This is a genomic window from Variovorax boronicumulans NBRC 103145 (assembly GCF_001591345.1).
Classification (GTDB): Bacteria; Pseudomonadota; Gammaproteobacteria; order Burkholderiales; family Burkholderiaceae_C; genus Variovorax; species Variovorax boronicumulans.
The window spans coordinates 16,140-35,217 of the sequence record NZ_BCUS01000036.1; the positions used below are offsets into that span (position 1 = coordinate 16,140).

General features: G+C 69.2%; 17 protein-coding genes. 14 read left to right on the forward strand and 3 right to left on the reverse strand.

Translation table 11 applies throughout. The annotated features are described in order from the left end of the window. Positions 1-26: 26 nt before the first annotated feature. The 3 genes from VBO01S_RS12795 to VBO01S_RS12805 form a co-directional block, all read right to left on the reverse strand. Complete coding sequence (locus VBO01S_RS12795; RefSeq protein WP_062474561.1) at positions 27-821, reverse strand: winged helix-turn-helix domain-containing protein; 795 nt, start codon at positions 819-821, stop codon at positions 27-29. A 3-nt stretch (positions 822-824) separates the two neighbouring features. Beyond that, positions 825-1,061: a hypothetical protein gene (locus VBO01S_RS12800; protein ID WP_062474563.1), complete on the reverse strand. Its 237-nt coding sequence runs from the start codon at positions 1,059-1,061 to the stop codon at positions 825-827. 733 nt (positions 1,062-1,794) lie between these two features. Then, a complete protein-coding gene (locus VBO01S_RS12805; RefSeq protein WP_062474565.1) occupies positions 1,795-2,616 on the reverse strand; it encodes a ferritin-like domain-containing protein in 822 nt (273 codons plus the stop codon). A gap of 262 nt (positions 2,617-2,878) precedes the next feature. Between VBO01S_RS12805 and alaS the strand changes: the two genes are divergently transcribed. From alaS to VBO01S_RS12875, 14 genes are all read left to right on the forward strand, one after another. Further along, positions 2,879-5,503 carry an alanine--tRNA ligase gene (alaS, locus tag VBO01S_RS12810; RefSeq protein WP_062474567.1) on the forward strand — a complete coding sequence of 875 codons (2,625 nt, stop codon included), beginning with the start codon at positions 2,879-2,881 and terminating at the stop codon, positions 5,501-5,503. Positions 5,504-5,536: 33 nt separating this feature from the next. Continuing rightward, positions 5,537-6,553: a 2-dehydropantoate 2-reductase gene (locus VBO01S_RS12815; protein WP_062474569.1), complete on the forward strand. Its 1,017-nt coding sequence runs from the start codon at positions 5,537-5,539 to the stop codon at positions 6,551-6,553. A 53-nt stretch (positions 6,554-6,606) separates the two neighbouring features. Next, entirely contained in the window at positions 6,607-7,866 is a 1,260-nt protein-coding gene (locus VBO01S_RS12820; protein ID WP_062474571.1) for a D-amino acid dehydrogenase, read from the forward strand. A 191-nt stretch (positions 7,867-8,057) separates the two neighbouring features. Beyond that, complete coding sequence (locus VBO01S_RS12825) at positions 8,058-9,041, forward strand: Bug family tripartite tricarboxylate transporter substrate binding protein (RefSeq protein ID WP_062474573.1); 984 nt, start codon at positions 8,058-8,060, stop codon at positions 9,039-9,041. A 29-nt stretch (positions 9,042-9,070) separates the two neighbouring features. Further along, positions 9,071-9,886, forward strand: coding sequence for an SDR family oxidoreductase (locus VBO01S_RS12830; RefSeq protein WP_062474575.1), 816 nt, complete (start codon positions 9,071-9,073; stop codon positions 9,884-9,886). 43 nt (positions 9,887-9,929) lie between these two features. After that, on the forward strand, positions 9,930-10,466 hold the full coding sequence (locus tag VBO01S_RS12835) for a cupin domain-containing protein (protein ID WP_062474577.1): 537 nt from the start codon (positions 9,930-9,932) through the stop codon (positions 10,464-10,466). 27 nt (positions 10,467-10,493) lie between these two features. Next, entirely contained in the window at positions 10,494-11,363 is an 870-nt protein-coding gene (locus VBO01S_RS12840) for an alpha/beta fold hydrolase (protein WP_062474579.1), read from the forward strand. A 36-nt stretch (positions 11,364-11,399) separates the two neighbouring features. Further along, positions 11,400-12,233: an IclR family transcriptional regulator gene (locus VBO01S_RS12845; RefSeq protein WP_062474581.1), complete on the forward strand. Its 834-nt coding sequence runs from the start codon at positions 11,400-11,402 to the stop codon at positions 12,231-12,233. Positions 12,234-12,253: 20 nt separating this feature from the next. Further along, entirely contained in the window at positions 12,254-13,093 is an 840-nt protein-coding gene (locus tag VBO01S_RS12850; protein ID WP_062474584.1) for an SDR family oxidoreductase, read from the forward strand. Beyond that, positions 13,086-14,783: a thiamine pyrophosphate-binding protein gene (locus VBO01S_RS12855; RefSeq protein ID WP_062474586.1), complete on the forward strand. Its 1,698-nt coding sequence runs from the start codon at positions 13,086-13,088 to the stop codon at positions 14,781-14,783. The genes VBO01S_RS12850 and VBO01S_RS12855 overlap by 8 nt, the downstream gene beginning before the upstream one ends. Before the next feature lie 20 nt (positions 14,784-14,803). Beyond that, the gene (locus tag VBO01S_RS12860) at positions 14,804-15,604 is read left to right on the forward strand and encodes an aspartate dehydrogenase (protein WP_062474588.1); all 801 of its coding nucleotides are present in this window, start codon (positions 14,804-14,806) and stop codon (positions 15,602-15,604) included. Between the two features lie 8 nt (positions 15,605-15,612). Beyond that, positions 15,613-17,088: an aldehyde dehydrogenase gene (locus VBO01S_RS12865; RefSeq protein ID WP_062474590.1), complete on the forward strand. Its 1,476-nt coding sequence runs from the start codon at positions 15,613-15,615 to the stop codon at positions 17,086-17,088. A 13-nt stretch (positions 17,089-17,101) separates the two neighbouring features. Then, complete coding sequence (locus tag VBO01S_RS12870; protein WP_062474592.1) at positions 17,102-18,073, forward strand: VOC family protein; 972 nt, start codon at positions 17,102-17,104, stop codon at positions 18,071-18,073. 14 nt (positions 18,074-18,087) lie between these two features. Beyond that, positions 18,088-19,074: a Bug family tripartite tricarboxylate transporter substrate binding protein gene (locus tag VBO01S_RS12875; RefSeq protein ID WP_062474594.1), complete on the forward strand. Its 987-nt coding sequence runs from the start codon at positions 18,088-18,090 to the stop codon at positions 19,072-19,074. The last annotated feature ends 4 nt before the right edge of the window (positions 19,075-19,078 follow it).

Sequence of the window (19,078 nt, forward strand, 5' to 3'; positions counted from 1 at the left end):
CCCGGCCCGCTGCGGGGCCGGGCCTGTCAGCAATTCACGGCAAGGGCGGCATGGCGTGGCCGGCCTCTTCGCGTGAACTCCCTCTCCTTGACGGGTTCGCGCCCGGGCAACACCGACACCAGCCGGTAGCCCTGCTTGTAGACCGCGCGCAGCTCGTAGCCGTTCGCGGCGCACAGGGCCAGGCGCTTGCGGATGTTGGCCGCGCACACGTCGAGCACGCGCGTGCCTTCATACGGCGTGGTCTTGTCCCAGATCGACTGCCACAGCCACTCGCGCGTGATCACCTGCCCGGCGTTGCGGAACAGCGTGACGGCGAAGGCGTACTGGCGCGGCTGCAGGCGGATGCGCCGCTCGTGCAGCAGCACCGTGTGGGCCATGTCGAGAAAGCGGTAGGGGCCCCAGCTCGCCGCGCCGAGGCTGGCGGTCTGCGCGGCCTGTCGGGCGCGCAGCAGCAGGGTGCGCATGCGCCAGGCCAGTTCGTTGATGGCGTCGTCGATGCCGGCGCCGTGCAGCTCGATGAAGTCGTCCCAGCCCGGCGCATCGCGCCAGGGCATGAGCTGCTCCCAGCGCCTGTCGCGCACGATGAGCAGCGTCGGAATGTTCAATGCCCTGCAGGCGGCGAAGAGGCTGCGCGAAGCCAGCTCGTTCTCGACCACCAGCAGCAGCAGGTCGATCGGCTGGCCGCTGTCCAGCAACGCAAAGAAGTCGCCCGCACTCGAGAACCGCAGGGTGTCGTAGCCCAGGCGGGGCAGGCTGTGCAGCAGCTGGGGGCCGGTGGTGCCTTGCGGGTCGAGCAGGGCCACGCGCGTGGTCACCGGCATGGCTCAGGACGCCTTCTTGCCGTCCCGGACCGCCAGCACCACGATGCCCACGGCGCACGCCGCGAACAGGAGGCCCGTCGGCACGGCGCCCAGGGTGCCCATCAGCCAGCCGTACAGGTCGGTCAGCATGGCGATGAGCCGGTTGCCGCGGGTCTGGCGGCTCAGGTCGTTGGCGATGAATGCGTTGAACGACAGCACTGAGAAAACCAGCGCCACAAAGCCAGCCACGATCCACTTCACGATGTTTTGCTCCCTTGGGTCCCCGGCGCGGCGCAGGCTGGCCGCCCGGGTCGTTCGATGCTAGCGGGGGCTTCGGGGTGGGAGTCTGATGAATTCTTTCAGCGCCGTTCGGGGCGGCGGCGGGCGGGTCTCGGCGGGGAAAACGGGCGGGAAAAATATTTTTCCGGGTTTTTTACCTTCGCTGCCTCTTTCGCAGGCACCGCGTTGCAGGCCCCGCCAGGCAAGGGTTTCGCGCGCTGCACACACGGTTTTCCACAACATTGTCCCCATCGGATTGGGAAAACCCGTCATGGCGATGTGGTAGGGCGACGGGCGGCCCGGTGGCGGGCAAAAAAATACCCGCCGGAGCGGGTATCTCGAGGGGCCCCCGAAGGGGCGCGCTCTAAGGCAAACAGAGAGCTCTTCTTTTGCGGCCCTGTTGCGTGACAGCAAGTGCATCCTCGGCGAGGACGCGCGCCCAGCATGTCAGCTGAAAAATGTCGTAACCGTAGGACAAGTTAAAAAGTGTGAAGAATTTGGCACTTTTTCGAGCTTCGGGGGATACCCGCGGTCCGCACGATCGTGCAGAACTGTCGGTGTTGTCCGACAAGCCGGGGGCGGCCCGGGCCCTAAATTTTGCGGACTCGCTTCAAGTGCGGGTTCTCTGTGCGTGACAGCAATCCAGAGATTCAGCCCAGCATCGTGCTGGGTTTTTTTTGCGCGTTTTCTGGCGTTTTCTGGGGTTTTGGGCCCGTCAGCGCAGGAAGACATGCTCCATGAACTGCCGGATCGGGTACTGGATCACCGTCTGCACCCGCGCCGGCAGCTCCAGCGGGCGCATCAGCATCTTCAGCGTGGCGGCGGGGCTCAGGTGGGTGCGGATGATGCGGTTCATGTGCGCGCTCAGCTGCTGCACGTAGGCCGCGTCGCCGGCGCGGTGCGGGGCGCGGGCCTGCAGCACGTGGCGGACGGCGCAGTCGGCGTCCTCGCTTTTCAGCTCCAGCGTGCGCCGGCCGATGGTGCCCATCACGCGGAAACGGTTCAGCCGCTCCTGCGCGCGGTAGCGGCGAAAGAACCGGTAGAAGTGCTTGTAGTGGTTGACCTCGTCGGTCGCGATGCGGGTGGCCAGGTCGCGCAGCACGGGCTCGGTGGTGCTGCGGGCCATGGCCCGGTAGTAGGTGGCGGTGCCGGTCTCGACCACGCAGCGGGCGGTCATTTCGAGGGCGCGGGTCGGGGCCAGCAGCTCGACCTTGCAATACGTGGCGTACTCGTCGAGGAAGCCGCGGTAGGCGGTTTCCCAGGGAAATTCGGGCCAGACGTGTTCCACGTAGGCGCGCAGGGCCTGGCCGTGTTGCAGCTCTTCCTGCTCCCAGTGGTTCGACAGCCACTCGGTGACCTCGTCGTCGCCCCGGAAGAAATCGACCAGGTTCTGCGTGTACAGGTCGGAGCCGCTCTCGATGAAGGAGGCCGACGCCACCAGGTAGAAGAGGTTCTCGTCCGTGCGCACCTGCTCGCGTGCGATGCGGGAGAAATCGAGGTCTTCGATCTTCCAGTGTTCCGACGCCTGACCCGCCATGCGTGCTCCTTGATTCATGGTTGCCGATGAAAACAGGGAAGAAACAGGCTGCAGCCGGGGAGGGCGCGCACCGCTTCAGCCGTCCATATTAGCCCCGGCTCCCGGATCGCGCGTGCGCAAGGCCCGCGGCGGGCCCGGGCACCATGCGCAAACCTATAATCGATTGTTCAAGCAAATCAAGCAGTTAGGCCGGTTCAACGCAGTGGTTTCGACGCAGGGTCGCCATCGCCAGGCCGCCCCCGACAGCAGACGAAATCCAAAGATGAGCCAGCCCACATTCACGGTCGCGGACATCCGCAAGACCTTTCTCGATTTCTTCGCCTCCAAGGGCCACACGGTGGTGCCTTCGAGCTCGCTGGTGCCGGGCAACGACCCGACGCTCATGTTCACGAACTCGGGCATGGTCCAGTTCAAGGACGTGTTCCTCGGCGAAGACAAGCGCCCCTACGTGCGCGCCGCCTCGGTGCAGGCCTGCCTGCGTGCCGGCGGCAAGCACAACGACCTCGAGAACGTGGGCTACACCGCGCGCCACCACACCTTCTTCGAGATGCTGGGCAACTGGAGCTTCGGCGACTACTTCAAGCGCGACTCGCTGAAGTGGGCCTTCGAGCTGCTGACCCAGGTCTACAAGCTGCCGGCCGAAAAGCTCTGGGCCACCGTCTACATCGAGGACGACGAGGCCTACGACATCTGGACCAAGGAAATCGGCCTGCCGCCCGAGCGCGTCGTGCGCATCGGCGACAACAAGGGCGGGCGCTACATGTCCGACAACTTCTGGATGATGGCCGACACGGGCCCGTGCGGCCCGTGCTCCGAGATCTTCTACGACCACGGCCCCGAGATCCCCGGCGGCCCGCCCGGCTCGCCCGATGAAGACGGCGACCGCTACATCGAGATCTGGAACAACGTGTTCATGCAGTTCGACATGCAGCCCGACGGCTCGGTCAAGAAGCTGCCCGCGCCCTGCGTCGACACCGGCATGGGCCTGGAGCGCCTGGCGGCGATCCTGCAGCACGTGCACAGCAACTACGAAATCGACATCTTCGACGCGCTCATCAAGGCCGCCGGCCGCGAGACCGGCACGCAAGACCTGTCGAACAACTCGCTGCGCGTGATCGCCGACCACATCCGCGCCACCTCCTTCCTGGTGGCCGACGGCGTCATTCCATCGAACGAAGGCCGCGGCTACGTGCAGCGGCGCATCGTGCGCCGCGCCATCCGCCACGGCTACAAGCTGGGCCAGAAGAAGCCCTTCTTCCACAAGCTGGTGCCCGACCTCGTGGAGCTCATGGGCGACGCCTACCCCAAGCTGGTGGCCGACGAGAAGCGCATCATCGACACGCTGAAGGCCGAAGAAGAACGCTTCTTCGAAACGCTGGCCAACGGCATGGAAATCCTCGACGCGGCGCTGGCCGGCGACGCCAAGGTGCTGCCGGGCGACGTCGCCTTCAAGCTGCACGACACCTACGGCTTCCCGCTCGACCTGTCGGCCGACGTGTGCCGCGAGCGCGGCCTGAGCGTCGACGAAGCGGGCTTTCACGCCGCGATGGAAAAGCAGAAGGCCGCGGGCCGTGCCGCCGGCAAGTTCAAGATGGACCGCAACGTCGAGTACGCCGGCGCGGGCAACACCTTCACCGGCTACGACCACCTGGAAGAAAACGCCAAGGTCGTCGCGCTGTACCTCGACGGCGTGGCCGTCGATGCGCTGAAGGAAGGCCAGAGCGGCATCGTGGTGCTCGACACCACGCCGTTCTATTCGGAGAGCGGCGGCCAGGTCGGCGACCAGGGCGTGCTCGTGGCCGAAGGCGTGCAGTTCGGCGTCGACGACACGCAGAAGATCAAGGCCGACGTGTTCGGCCACCACGGCACGCAGACGCAAGGCACGCTGAAGGTCGGCGACACGGTCAAGGCCGCGGTCGACACCGCGCGCCGCGCCGCCACCATGCGCAACCACTCGGTCACCCACCTGATGCACAAGGCCCTGCGCGAAGTGCTCGGCGACCACGTGCAGCAGAAGGGCTCGCTGGTCGACGCCGACAAGACGCGCTTCGACTTCGCGCACAACGCCCCGGTCACGCGCGAGCAGATCCTCGAGATCGAGAAGCGCGTCAACGCCGAGATCCTGGACAACGCGCCCACGCAGGCCCGTGTGATGGACCTCGAGTCGGCCCAGAAGACCGGCGCCATGATGCTGTTCGGCGAGAAGTACGGCGAGACCGTGCGCGTGCTCGACATCGGCACCAGCCGCGAACTGTGCGGCGGCACCCACGTGGGCCGCACGGGCGACATCGGCCTGTTCAAGATCGTCAGCGAAGGCGGCGTGGCCGCCGGCGTGCGCCGCATCGAAGCCGTCACGGGCGCCAACGCGCTGTCGTACCTGCAGGACCTCGAATCGACCGTGCACAGCGTGGCCGCCACGCTCAAGTCGCCGGCCGCCGAGCTGCAGGGCCGCCTCTCGCAGGTGCTGGAGCAGGTCAAGACGCTCGAACGCGAAGTGGGCGCGCTCAAGGGCAAGCTCGCGTCGTCCAAGGGCGACGAGCTCATCGCGCAGGCGGTGGACGTCAACGGCATCAAGGTGCTCGCGGCCAAGCTCGACGGCGCCGACGCCAAGACGCTGCGCGACACCATGGACAAGCTCAAGGACAAGCTGAAGACCGCCGCCATCGTGCTGGCCGCCGTGGACGGCGACAAGGTGCAGATCGCAGCCGGCGTCACGGCCGACAGCATCGCCAAGGTCAAGGCCGGCGAGCTGGTCAACTTCGTGGCCCAGCAGGTCGGCGGCAAGGGCGGCGGCAAGCCCGACATGGCCATGGCTGGCGGCACCGATGCCGCGGGCCTGCCGGCCGCGCTGCAATCGGTGCAGGCCTGGGTCGCCCAACGGACCTGAGGTCCTTTCCGCTCACTACCCACACAGCACTTCATGTCCGACGCGATCCCCGGTGAAGTGCTCGTGATGGGGGCGGGCACCATCGGCTGCTTCATCGGCGGCAGCCTGGCGGCGGCGGGCGTGCCCGTCACCTTCGTCGGCCGCCCGCGCGTGCTCGACAAGCTCGCACGCCACGGCCTCACGCTCACCGACCTCGACGGCGCCCGGCACAAGCTGGCGGCGCCCACGCTGCGCCTGTGCGAGCAGGTGCCGGTGGGCGCGCGGCCCGCGCTGGTGCTGCTGTGCGTGAAGAGCGGCGCCACGGCCGAGGCGGCGCGCGAACTGGCCTTTGCCTTGCCGGCCGGTACCACGGTGGTGTCGCTGCAGAACGGCATCTCGAACTGCGCCGCCGCGGGCCAGGCCGGCCCGTCGCTCAACATCCGTGCGGGCATGGTGCCGTACAACGTGGCCGAGATCGACGACGGTGCCTTCCACCGCGGCACGCCCGGCCGGCTGGCCGCGGAAGACGACCCCGCGCTGCGCGACTGGCTGCCCGTGTTCGAGCGCGCCGGCGTGCCGCTCGACCTGCATGCCGACCTGCTGCCGGTGCAGTGGGGCAAGCTGCTGCTCAACCTCAACAACCCGGTCAATGCGCTGTCGGGCCTGCCGCTGCGCGACGAGCTCATGCAGCGCGGCTACCGCCGCTGCTTCGCGGCGCTCATCGACGAAACGCTGGGCGTGTTGCGCACGGGCGGCATCGTGCCCGCGCAGGTGGCGGCCGTGCCGGCGCGGCGCTTGCCGGGCCTGCTGCGGCTGCCCGACTGGCTGTTTCGCATCGTCGCGGCGCGCATGCTGCGCATCGACGCGAAGGCGCGCTCCAGCATGGCCGACGACCTCGCACTGGGCCGTCGCACCGAGATCGACGCGCTGAGCGGCGAGGTGGTGCGGCTCGCGCAGGAGCATGGCCTGAGCGCGCCGCGCAACGCGCGCATGGTCGCGCTGCTCGAGGCCTGGCCGCAAAACCAGAAGCGCTGGACGGCACGCCAATTGCAGGACGCGCTGGGCCTGTAAGCGCCGACCCTGTACCCTCGGCCCATGGCGGCTTTCAAGAGGGAGGGGTTGTCATGCAGGTCCTGATTCTCGGCAGCGGTGTCATCGGCACCTCGGTGGCGTACTACCTGGCGCGCGCCGGGCACGCGGTGACGGTGCTGGAGCGCCAGCCGGCGCCCGCGCTCGAAACCAGCTTCGGAAATGCGGGCGAGGTCTCGCCCGGCTACTCGGCGCCCTGGGCCGGGCCCGGCGTGCCGGTCAAGGCGATCAAGTGGATGCTCATGCAGCACAGTCCGCTGGTCATCAAGCCGATGCTCGATCCGGCCATGTGGCGCTGGGGCCTGTCGATGCTGCGCAACTGCACGCAGGCGCGCTACGAACTCAACAAGGGCCGCATGGTGCGGCTGGCCGAATACAGCCGCGACTGCCTGAAGGCGCTGCGCGCTGACACCGGCATCCGCTACGACGAGCGCATGCAGGGCACGCTGCAGCTCTTTCGCACGCAGGCACAGCTCGACGGCACCGCCAAGGATGTCGAGGTGCTGAAGGCGTCCGGCGTGCCCTACCAGGTGCTCGACCGCGACGGCTGCGTGCTGCATGAGCCCGCGCTCGGCGCCGTGAAGGACAAGTTCGTCGGCGGCCTGCGCCTGCCGGGCGACGAGACCGGTGACTGCTTCAAGTTCACGCAGGCGCTCGCCAAACTGGCCGAAGCCGAGGGCGTGCAATTTCGCTTCGGCGTGAACATCCAGGCCCTCGAACACGAAGCGGGGAAGGGCGTGACGGCGGTGCGCACCGACCAGGGCAGCTTCACCGCCGACCGCTACGTGGTCGCGCTCGGCAGCTACTCGCCCGCGCTGGTGCGCCCGCTGGGCATCGACCTGCCGGTGTACCCGGTCAAGGGCTTCTCGATCACGGTGCCCATCACCGACGCGAGCGGCGCGCCCGAATCCACCGTGATGGACGAGACCTTCAAGGTCGCCGTCACGCGCCTGGGCGATCGCATCCGCGTGGGCGGCACGGCGCAGCTCTCGGGCTTCGACCTGGCGCTCGATGCGCGGCGGCGCGACACGCTCGAGCACGTCGTGACCGACCTGTTCCCGCGCGGCGGCCCGGTGCGCGACGCGTCCTTCTGGACCGGCCTGCGCCCCATGACGCCCGACGGCACGCCGGTGATCGGCGCCACCCGCGTGCCCAACCTGCTGCTGAGCACGGGCCACGGCACGCTCGGCTGGACCATGGCGGCCGGCACCGGCCGCGTGATGGCCGACCTGGTCGCGGGCAGGGCGCCCGAGATCGACATGGAAGGCCTGACCGTGGCGCGCTACGGCGGGTAGCCCAACCCCGCTTTCCCCCTCGAAGGGCGGCCCGAAACGGCCGCCCTTTTTCGTGGGCCGCGCCCCCCGGCGTCACCTCAACTAGGGTTTTTACCTAGTCATGAAGTTGTCTTCGTCGGTATTCTCGCGGTGTTCCATTAATAAATCGTTGTTTCGCTAGTGAAACAAACCGCCGATTCCACGGACCCCCGATGACACACACTCGCCGCCTCGCCATCGCCGCTGCCGTCTCCCTGGCCGCCGCTTGCGCTTCCGGACTCGCCTGGGCAGACACCTACCCCAGCAAGCCGATCACGCTGGTCGTTGCCTATCCGGCGGGTGGCGACACCGACGCCCTGGCGCGCCTGTACGCCGAGAAGCTCTCGGCCCGCGTCGGCCAGCCCGTGGTGGTCGACAACCGCCCCGGCGCCAGCGGCATCATCGGCAGCGCCTTCGTGTCGAAGGCCGCGCCCGACGGCTACACGCTGCTGCTCGCGCCCAGCACCTTCTCGATCGCGCAGCTGGTGCTCAAGACCGGCAGCACCTCGGGCTACGACGTGCTCAACGGCTTCACGCCGATCGTGCAGACCGGCAACCTGCCGCTCTTCCTCGTGGCCAGCGGCGCCAAGGGCTACACCGGCCTGAAGGACGCGGTGGCCGCGGCCAAGGGCGGCAAGTCGCTGAGCTACGCCAGCCCGGGCAGCGGTTCGCCGATGCACATCCTGGGCGAGATGTTCGCCCGCGCCTCGGGCACCAGCCTGGCGCACGTGCCGTACAAGGGCGTGGCGCCCGCCGTCAACGACGTGCTCGGCGGCCACGTGCCGGTGACCTTCATCACGCTCGGCCCCGTGGCGCCCTACATGCCCAACGGCAAGATGGTCCCGCTGGCCGTGGCCTCGCGCGAGCGCTCGCCGCTGGCGCCCAAGGTGCCGACCTTCGCCGAGCTGGGCTACAAGGACGTCGAGCTCACCGCCTGGAACGGCCTGTGGGGTCCGCGCAACCTGCCGCCCGAAATCGTGAAGACGCTCAACGGCCACTTCAACGAGATCCTGAAGATGCCCGACATCGTCGCGCGCATGGCCGTGCTGGGCACCACGCCCGTGGGCGGCGACGCCGACGTGCTGGCCAAGACCAACGCCGCCGACTTCGCGCGCTTCGGCAAGGTCATCAAGGAACTCGGCATCCAGGCCGACTGAACCTCACTCCACCCGACGTGACGCCCGCCATGACCGACCTCAAAGCCATCGCCGATCCCTCCAGCCTGCAGGCCCTGCTGGCTGAGATGCCCGCCAACCTGCTGGCCGGCCGCCGCGTGCTCGTGACCGGCGGTGCGCGCGGCCTGGGCCTGGCGTTCGCGCAGTGCGTGGCCGCGGCGGGTGCGAGCGTGGTGCTGGCCGACATCCTCGGCGAGCTGGCCGAGACCGAGGCGAAGGCGCTGCGCGATGCCGGCCGCACGGCGTACGCGCTGGCCATCGACCTGTCGGACCCGGCCTCCATCGAGGCGGGCGCGGCCGAGGCGGTGCGCCTGCTCGGCGGCCTGGACGGCCTCGTCAACAACGCCGCCATCACCAACTCGGGCGGTCGCGACGCGCACCAGCTCGAGATCGACATGTGGGACCGCGTGATGAACGTCAACGTGCGCGGCAGCTGGCTCATGGGCCGCGCTTGCCGCCCCGCGCTGGCGGCCAGCGGCCGTGGCGCCATCGTCAATCTCGCGTCGGACACGGCGCTGTGGGGCGCGCCCAACCTGCTGGCCTATGCCTCGAGCAAGGGCGCCGTCATCTCCATGACGCGCTCGCTGGCGCGCGAATGGGGCGGCGACAACATCACGGTGAACGCCGTGGCGCCCGGCCTCACGCTGGTCGAGGCCACCGAGTACGTGCCGATGGCGCGCCACCAGAAGTACCTCGAAGGCCGCGCCATCCCGCGCGAGCAGCAGGCGGCCGACGTCTGCGGCGCGACCGTGTTCCTGCTGTCCGGCCTGGCGCGCTTCGTCACCGGCCAGCTGCTCGCCGTCAACGGCGGCTTCGCGATGCACTGAACCCGTCACCACCGACCGAATTTCCCGACCAAGGAGTACACCCATGAGCGATTTGTCCGAACAGCAGAAGATCAACAACACTCTGGCGCAGCCCGAGGGCAGCAGCCTGGCCGAGTGGATGAACACCCGCATCGCCCGTTACGAAACCCGCAAGTACGACTGGGACGCGCTGAAGTTCCAGGCCGACTTCGACCCCAAGTTCCGCCGCGCGCAGATGCGCTACGTGGGCACCGGCGGCACCGGTGTCGCGGCCGACACCAACACCGTGCCCTCGGAGCACTTCACCTTCTCGACCATGGTGATCCCGGCCGGCCACGAAGGCCCGCCGCACATCCACACCGACGTGGAAGAGGTGTTCTTCCTGATCCGCGGCAAGCTCAAGGTCGTGATCGAGAAGGACGGCGAGCGCTTCGAAACCATCATGACCGACCGCGACCTGATCTCGGTGCCGCCCGGCGTGTACCGCGAAGAGATCAACATCGGCGACGAAGACGCGCTGATGTGCGTGATGCTCGGCGCCAAGAAGCCGGTCACGCCCACGTACCCCGCCGACCACCCGCTGGCCAAGATCAAGCGCTGAGCGAGCGAGCCAGCGAGCGAACAGGCCATGAGCACCGTCGACATCCCCGCGCAGACCCTGCCGGCTTCCGAGCTGGCGCGGCTCGACGCGCGCTTTCCGGCCCGCGACGTCGCGGTGGGCGGCGGCGCGGTGGTGTCGGTGCGCGAATGCGGGCAGGGCCCGGTCATCGTGTGCCTGCACGGCATCGGCTCGGGTGCGGCCTCGTGGCTCGACACCGCGGCGCTGCTGGCGCCGCAGGCCTGCCTCATCGCCTGGGACGCACCGGGCTACGGCCGCTCCACGCCGCTGGCCTCGGCCGCGCCGACCGCCGCCGACTACGCCGCACGGCTTGAAGAAATGCTCGATGCGCTGTCGATCCGTTCCTGCGTGCTCGTCGGCCATTCGCTGGGCGCCATCGTCGCCGCGTCTGCTGCGCGCAGCGAGTCGAGCGCCAGTGCCCGCATCCGCCGCCTCGTGCTCGTGAGCCCCGCCATCGGCTACGGCGCCGCCGGGCGCATCGACGCCCGCGCCAAGGTGCGCGCCGAACGCCTGGCCACGCTCGACGACCTCGGCATTGCCGGCATGGCCGCCAAGCGTGCGGGCCGCCTCGTGTCCGACGGTGCCAGCGAACACGCCCGCCAGTGGGTGCGCTGGAACATGGCGCGCCTGAACGACCACGGCTACCGCCAGGCCGTCGAGCTGCTGTGCAACGCCGACCTGCTGGCCGACCTGCCGCCGCCGATGCCCGTGCGCGTGGCCTGCGGCGCGCTCGACGTCGTCACGCCGCCCGCCGCCTGCGAAGAAGTCGCGCGCCGCTGCGGCGTGCCCCTCGAATTGGTGGACGATGCGGGTCACGCCGGCTATGTGGAACAACCGCAGGCCGTCGCCGCCTTGCTGCGCGAATCGCTCGCCGGCTGACCCGACACGAACAAGACAACCGAGAGGAATTCCAAGATGGCCACCGACAACGAAGTGATGGAAGAGGGCGCAGACCGCTACAACGTGCCCGCGCTGGAGCGCGGCCTGCGCGTGCTGTGCGAGTTCAGCCGCGAGAGCCGCACGCTGTCCGCGCCCGAGCTGGCGCGCCGTTTCGACCTGCCGCGCTCGACCGTCTTCCGCCTGCTCACCACGCTGGAGAACATGGGCTTCCTCGAGCGCGCCGAGGGCGGGCGCGACTACCGCCTGGGCCTGGCCGTGCTGCGCCTGGGCTTCGAATACCTGGCCTCGCTGGAACTCACGCAGCTGGGCACGCCGCTGCTCAACCGCCTGTGCGACGAGCTGCGCACGCCCTGCAACCTGGTGGTGCGCGACGGCCGCTCGATCGTCTACGTCGCCAAGGTGGCGCCGGCCACGCCGTTCGCCAGCTCGGTCACGGTGGGCACGCGCCTGCCGGCCCACGCCACGGTGCTGGGCCGCATCCTGCTGGAAGACCTCACGCTGCCGCAGCTGCGCGCGCTGTACCCCGAAGACAAGCTCGAGACCTTCTCGCCGAGCACGCCCAAGACGGTGAACGAACTGTTCGACATGGTGCAGGCCGACCGCCAGCGCGGCTATGTGCTGGGCGAGGGCTTCTTCGAATCGAACATCTCGACCATCGCCGCGCCGGTGCGCGACCACAGCGGCCACATCGTGGCGGCACTGGGCGCCACCATCACCTCGGGCCACATCGACGAGAACCGCATGGACGAGATGGTGCAGCGCGTGCGCGGCACCGCCGACGAGATCTCGGGCCTGCTCAATTACTCGCCCGCGCGCGCCAGCAAGGTGGTGCCGCTGCGCAGCGCCTGACGACTAATTTCAGATCGACCATGACGACCTTCGCCCCTTCCTCCTCCTTCTTCGCCGCCGACGCACTGGCCGGCCGCGTGGCCGTGGTCACGGGCGGGTCGTCGGGCATCGGCTTGGCCACCGTCGAGCTGCTGCTGGGCTGCGGCGCCGCCGTGGCGCTGTGCGGACGCAACGCCGAACGGCTCGATGCCGCCGTGGCCGGCCTGCGCGCGCAGTATCCGGATGCCAAGCTGTTCGCGCAGACCTGCGACGTGCTCGACGCCGCCTCGGTGCGCGCCTTCGCCGCCGCCAGCGAGGCCGCGCTCGGCCCGGCGTCGATGCTGGTCAACAACGCAGGGCAGGGGCGTGTCTCCACCTTCGCCGACACCGACGACGCGGCCTGGATGCAAGAGCTGAACCTGAAGTTCTTCTCGGTCATTCACCCGACGCGCGCCTTCCTGCCGCAGCTCACGGCGCAGCGCGCGGTGCTCGGCGATGCCGCCATCGTCTGCGCCAACTCGCTGCTCGCACGCCAACCCGAGCCGCACATGGTCGCCACCTCGGCCGCGCGCGCGGGCCTGCTGAACCTCGTGCGTTCGATGGCCACCGAGTTCGCGCCGCAGGGCGTGCGCGTCAACGGCATCCTGATCGGCCTGGTCGAGTCGGGCCAGTGGCGCCGCCGCTTCGAGGCGCGCGACGACAAGTCGCAGGACTGGGCCGCCTGGAGCCGCCAGCTCGCCACCACCAAACACATCCCGCTGGGTCGCCTGGGGCTTCCGACCGAAGCCGCGCGCGCGATCCTTTTCCTTGCTTCACCGCTCGCGTCGTACACGACCGGCAGCCACATCGACATCTCCGGAGGCCATTCCCGCCATGCATAACCCCAACAACACCGTCACGGTCGGCGCCGTCGTCGCCGCGTTCCTCGAGCAGTGCGGCGTCAAGGCAGCCTTCGGCGTGATCTCGATCCACAACATGCCGATCCTCGATGCCTTCGCGCAGCGCGGCACGGTGCGCTTCATCTCGGCGCGCGGCGAAGCCGGCGCGGGCAACATGGCGGACGCCTATGCGCGCTCCACCGCCAGCCTGGGCGTGTGCATCACCAGCACCGGCCCGGCCGCGGGCAACATCGCCGGCAGCATGGTCGAGGCACTGACCGCCGGCGCACCGCTGTTGCACATCACGGGCCAGATCGAGACGCCGTACCTGGACAAGGGCATGTCGTACATTCACGAGGCGCCCGACCAGCTCACGATGCTCAAGGCCGTGTCGAAGGCCGCGCTGCGCGTGCGCAGCGTCGAGACGGTGCTGGGCACGCTCAAGCGCGCGGTGCAGCTCGCCATGACGGCGCCGACCGGCCCGGTGAGCGTGGAGATCCCGATCGACATCCAGTCGGCGCTCACGACCATGCCGGCCGACCTGTCGCCGCTGCCCATCGAGCGCCCCGTGCCTTCGGCCGCCGGCCTCGATGCACTGGCCGCGCGCCTGGCCACGGCCAAGCGCCCGCTGCTGTGGGTCGGTGGCGGTGCCCGCCATGCGCGCAGCGCGATCCAGCGCCTGCAGAAGCTGGGCTTCGGCGTGGTCACGACCACGCAGGGCCGCGGCACGGTGCCCGAGGACGATGCCGGCTCGCTCGGCGCCTACAACATCCAGAAGCCCGTCGAGGCCTTCTATCAAACCTGCGACGCGATGCTCGTGGTCGGGTCGCGCCTGCGCGGCAACGAGACGCTCAAGTACGAACTGAAGCTGCCGCGTCCGCTGTACCGCATCGACGCCGATGCCGCCGCCGAAGGCCGCTGCTACGCGTCCGAGGCCTTTGTCTGCGGCGATTCCGCGCTGGCCCTCGACGGCCTGGCCGACCGCCTCGAAGCCGCGAAGTACCAGGCCGACCCGCAGTTGCTGGTCGACCTGCGCGCCGCGCACGACCAGGCCGTGGCCACGCTGCGCGACGGCCTCGGCCCGTACGCCGAGCTCGTGCGCCAGCTGCAGTCGGTGGCCGGCCGCAAGTTCAACTGGGTGCGTGACGTCACGGTGTCCAACAGCACCTGGGGCAACCGCGAGCTGCGCGTGTTCGAACCCAGCGCCGGCGTACACGCCACGGGCGGCGGCATCGGCCAGGGCATGCCCATGGCCATCGGCGCGGCCATCGGTGCGGCGGTGACGGGCTCGGGCCGCAAGACCTTCTGCCTGGCCGGCGACGGCGGCTTCATCCTGAACCTGGGCGAACTCGCCTGCATGGTGCAGGAGAAGGCCCCCATGGTCATCGTGCTCATGAACGACAAGAGCTACGGCGTGATCAAGAACATCCAGGACGCGCAGTACGGCGGCCGCCAGTGCTACGCCGAGCTGCACACGCCCGACTACGACCTGCTGTGCAAGTCGATCGCGCTGCCGCACGCCCGTGTGAAAGACCTGGCCGACCTGCCGGCGCAACTGGACCAGGCGCTCGCCGCCGACGGCCCGTTCCTGCTGGAGATCGACATGCTGTCGATCGGCGGTTTCAAGACCAGCTTCGCCGGCCCGCCGACCAACACGGTCACGCAGATTCCCGCGCTCGGCGCGGCCAAGTGAGCGAACGCGGAGCCCCACGCATGACCACTGCCATCACGCGCATCGCCCTCGTCGGCTGCGGAGCCATCGGCACCTCGGTGCTCGAACTGCTGCGCGGCGATCCCGCCCTGAAGGTGGTGGCCATCGTCGTGCCGGCCGAAGGCATTGCCGCCGCACAGAAGGTCGCCCCTGACGCGCAGGTGGGCAGCGCCGTGCCCGCCGACGGCATCGACCTCGTGGTCGAGACCGCCGGCCATGCCGCCATCGAGGAACACGTGCTGCCCGCGCTGGCACGCGGCACGCCCTGCGTGGTGGCCTCGGTGGGCGCGCTGTCGGCCACGGGCTTCGCCGAGAAGCTCGAAGCCGCCGCCGTCGCCGGCCGCACGCAGGTGCAGCTGATTCCCGGCGCCATCGGCGGCATCGACGCGCTGGCCGCGGCCCGCATCGGCGGCCTGGACAGCGTGCGCTACACCGGCCGCAAGCCGCCGCAGGCCTGGAAGGGCACGCCGGCCGAGCAGGGCCGCAACCTGGACACGCTGGCGCACGAAACCGTGATCTTCGAAGGCAGTGCGCGCGAAGCGGCCTTGCTCTATCCGAAGAACGCCAACGTGGCGGCCACCGTCTCGCTCGCCGGCTTGGGCCTGGACCAGACGCTGGTGCGCCTCATTGCCGACCCGGCCACCACCGAGAACGTGCACACCGTCGAAGCCGAAGGCGCCTTCGGCAGCTTCGCGCTGACCATGCGCAACAAGCCGCTCGCGGCCAACCCCAAGACCTCGGCCCTGACCGTGTACAGCGCCGTGCGCGCGCTGCGCAACCGCGTCGCGGCCCTTGCCATCTGAGCCATCCCATGATCTCCACCGAACTCCTTCCGATCTGCATCGCCGGCGAATGGCGCCTGGGCGGCGGCGACGTCTACGAAAGCCTGTACCCGGCCACCGGCGAGCCCATCGCGCGCCTGAAGGCCGCGAGCCTGGCCGACGTCGAAGAAGCCATCACGCGCGCCGACCACGCCTTTCGCACCAGCGGCTGGGCCCAGCGCCTGCCGCACGAGCGCGCCGCCGTGCTGCACCGCGTGGCGCAGCTGATCCGCGAAGAGGGCGAGTCGCTGGCGCAGAAGCAGCGCCTGGACAACGGCAAGCCGATCAGCGAAACCCGCAACCTCGTGGCCAGCGCCGCGGGCACCTTCCAGTTTTTCGCCGCCGCATTGGAGACGCTCGAAGAAACCATCACCCCCTCGCGCGGCGCCTTCGTCACGATGAGCGTGCACGAGCCCATGGGCGTGGTCGCGGCCATCACGCCGTGGAACTCGCCCATCGCGAGCGAAGCCCAGAAGCTGGCGCCCGCGCTGGCCGCCGGCAACGCGGTGGTCGTGAAGCCCGCCGAAGTCACGCCGCTCATGGCGCTGGAACTGGCGCGCATCTGCGAGCTGGCCGGCGTGCCCAAGGGCATCGTGAGCGTGCTGCCGGGCAAGGGCTCGGTGATCGGCGACGCCATCACCAAGCACCCGCTGGTCAAGCGCGTGTCGTTCACCGGCGGCACCACCACCGGCAAGCACATCGCCCACATCGCGGCCGACAAGATGATGCCGGTGTCGCTCGAGCTCGGCGGCAAGTCGCCGACCATGGTGCTCGACGACGCCGACCTCGACCATGCGGTGAACGGCGTGCTGTACGGCATCTTCAGTTCGTCGGGCGAGTCGTGCATCGCGGGCTCGCGCCTGTTCGTGGCGCGTGGCATCTACGACGAGTTCCTCACGCGGCTGGCCGAAGGCGCCAATGCGCTGCGCGTGGGCGACCCGGCCTCGGAGCGCACGCAGATGGGGCCGCTCATCACGGCGAAGCACCGCGAGGGCATCGAGCGCTACGTGGATCTGGGCGTGTCCGAGGGCGGGCGCATCCGCACGGGCGGCGTGCGCCCGCACGGCGCCGACTACGACAAGGGCTACTTCTACCAGCCGACGATCCTCGAAGGCCTGACCAACAACGCCCGCATCAGCCAGGAAGAAATCTTCGGCCCGGTGCTGGTCGCGATGCCGTTCGACAACGAGGAAGAACTGATCGCACAGGCCAACGACAGCGTCTACGCATTGGCCGCCGGCGTGTGGAGCCGCGACTTCAAGCGCGCCTGGAAGCTGGGCCGTGCGGTGCAGGCCGGCACGGTCTGGGTCAACACCTACAAGCAGTTCTCGGTCTCGACGCCGTTCGGCGGCTGGCGCGACAGCGGCCTGGGCCGCGAGAAGGGCCGCGAAGGCATCTTCCAGTACATGGAACAGAAGAGCATGTACTGGGGCACCAACGAACAACCGCTCCCGTGGGCGAACTGAACAGGAGCACACGATGAGCGTACTTGGCATCGACCAGATCACCTACGGCGCGGACGACCTGCCCGCCTGCCGCCAGTTCTTCCAGGACTGGGGCCTTTCACTCACGTCCGAAGCCGCCGACGAACTCGTCTTCGAGTGCCTCAACGGCTGCAAGGTGGTCGTTGCGGCGTGGGACAAGCCCGGCCTGCCGCCCGCGATGGAAGAGGGCCCGACGCTGCGCGAAGTGGTGTGGGGCGTGGAAAGCGACGCCGACCTGGACCGCTACGCCGCCGCCATCGCGCAAGACCCGGCCTTCATCGACACCACGGTCGACGGCGCGCGCCGCATCGGCTGCACCGACCCCAACGGCCTGGCCGTGCGCCTGCAGGTGAGCCGCAAGCGCGCGGTCGAGGTCGACTGCGGCGCCATGAACACCTGGAACGCCAAGCCGCGCGTGAACCAGCCCGCACCGATCTACGAACGCGCCACGCCGATCGAGGTGGGCCATGTCGTGTTCTTCGTGAGTGATGTGAAGGGCACGAGCGCGTTCTATGCGCAGCGCTTCGGCTTCGTGTCGTCCGACGGCTATCCGAACCGCGGCGCCTTCATGCGCTGTGCGCCCGAGGGCGGCCACCACGACCTGTTCCTGCTGCAGATTCCGTCGGGCAAGCGCGGGCTCAACCACGTGGCCTTCACCGTGCGCGACATCCACGAGGTGTTCGGCGGCGGCCTGCATTTTTCGCGCTGCGGCTGGGACACCCAGCTGGGCCCGGGGCGCCACCCGGTGTCGTCGGCGTACTTCTGGTACTTCAAGAACCCGGCCGGCGGCCTCATCGAGTACTACGCCGACGAAGACCAGCTCACCGCCGACTGGCAGCCGCGCGAGTTCGAACCCGGCCCGACGGTGTTCGCCGAATGGGCCGTCGACGGCGGCCTCGATGGCCACACCCGCCGACAGAAGAACGCCGAAGGCCCGAAAGGTGCTTTCCTGACCGAGAAGAAGTGAATCCGGTGACCCTCATGCAACGACGCTTTTCTTTCTCCCTGCTGGCCGCCGCGGCGCTGGCCATCGCCTTGCCCGCGCACGCGCAGAGCGACGCGCACAAGCAGCTGTCGAGCGACCGCTTCACCATCGTCTCGCCGTTCCCGCCCGGCGGCCCGGTCGACACGCTGGCCCGCATCCTGTCCGACGGCCTGGCCAAGCGCTACGGCCAGGCGGCCGTGGTCGAGAACATGGTGGGCGCGGCGGGCAACATCGGCATCGACAAGGTCAAGCGCGCCAAGGGCGACGGCCACACGCTGCTCGTGGTGCCGGCCGGCAACCTCACGATCAACCCGACGCTGATGCCGAACTTCCCGTTCAACATCGAGAAGGACTTCGTGCCCGTCACCATGCTCGCCAAGGCGCCCAACGTGCTGGTGGCGTCGCCGGCCTCGGGCATCAAGAGCGCGAAGGAACTGGTGGCCATGGCCAAGGCCAAGCCCAACACGCTGTCGTATGCCTCGCCCGGCGTGGGCAGCGGCCTGCACCTGGCGGGCGAGCTGTTCAAGCAGCAGGCCGGCATCGACCTGCTGCACGTGCCCTACAAGGGCACGGCGCCCGCGCTCAACGACGTGCTCGGCGGCTCGGTGCCGCTGATGTTCAGCAACCTGCCCGCGACCATGCCCTTCATCAAGAACGGCAAGCTCGTCGCGCTGGGCGTGACCGAAGCCAAGCGCAGCGCCGCCGCGCCCGACATTCCCACGCTGGCAGAGCAGGGCATCCAGGGCGTGACCGTGACCTCGTGGTACGGCCTCTTGGCCCCCAAGGGCACGCCGCCCGCGGTGGTTGAGCAGCTCGCCAAGGATGCGGCCGAGATGCTGGCCCAGCCCGACGTGCGCGAACGCCTGAAGGCACAGGGCATGACCGACGCGGCCATGAAGCCCGCCGAGTTCGCTGCCCACATCCGCGATGAGACGGCCGTCTGGGCCCGGATCATCAAGGCCCGCAACATCGTGGCCGAGTGAGCCG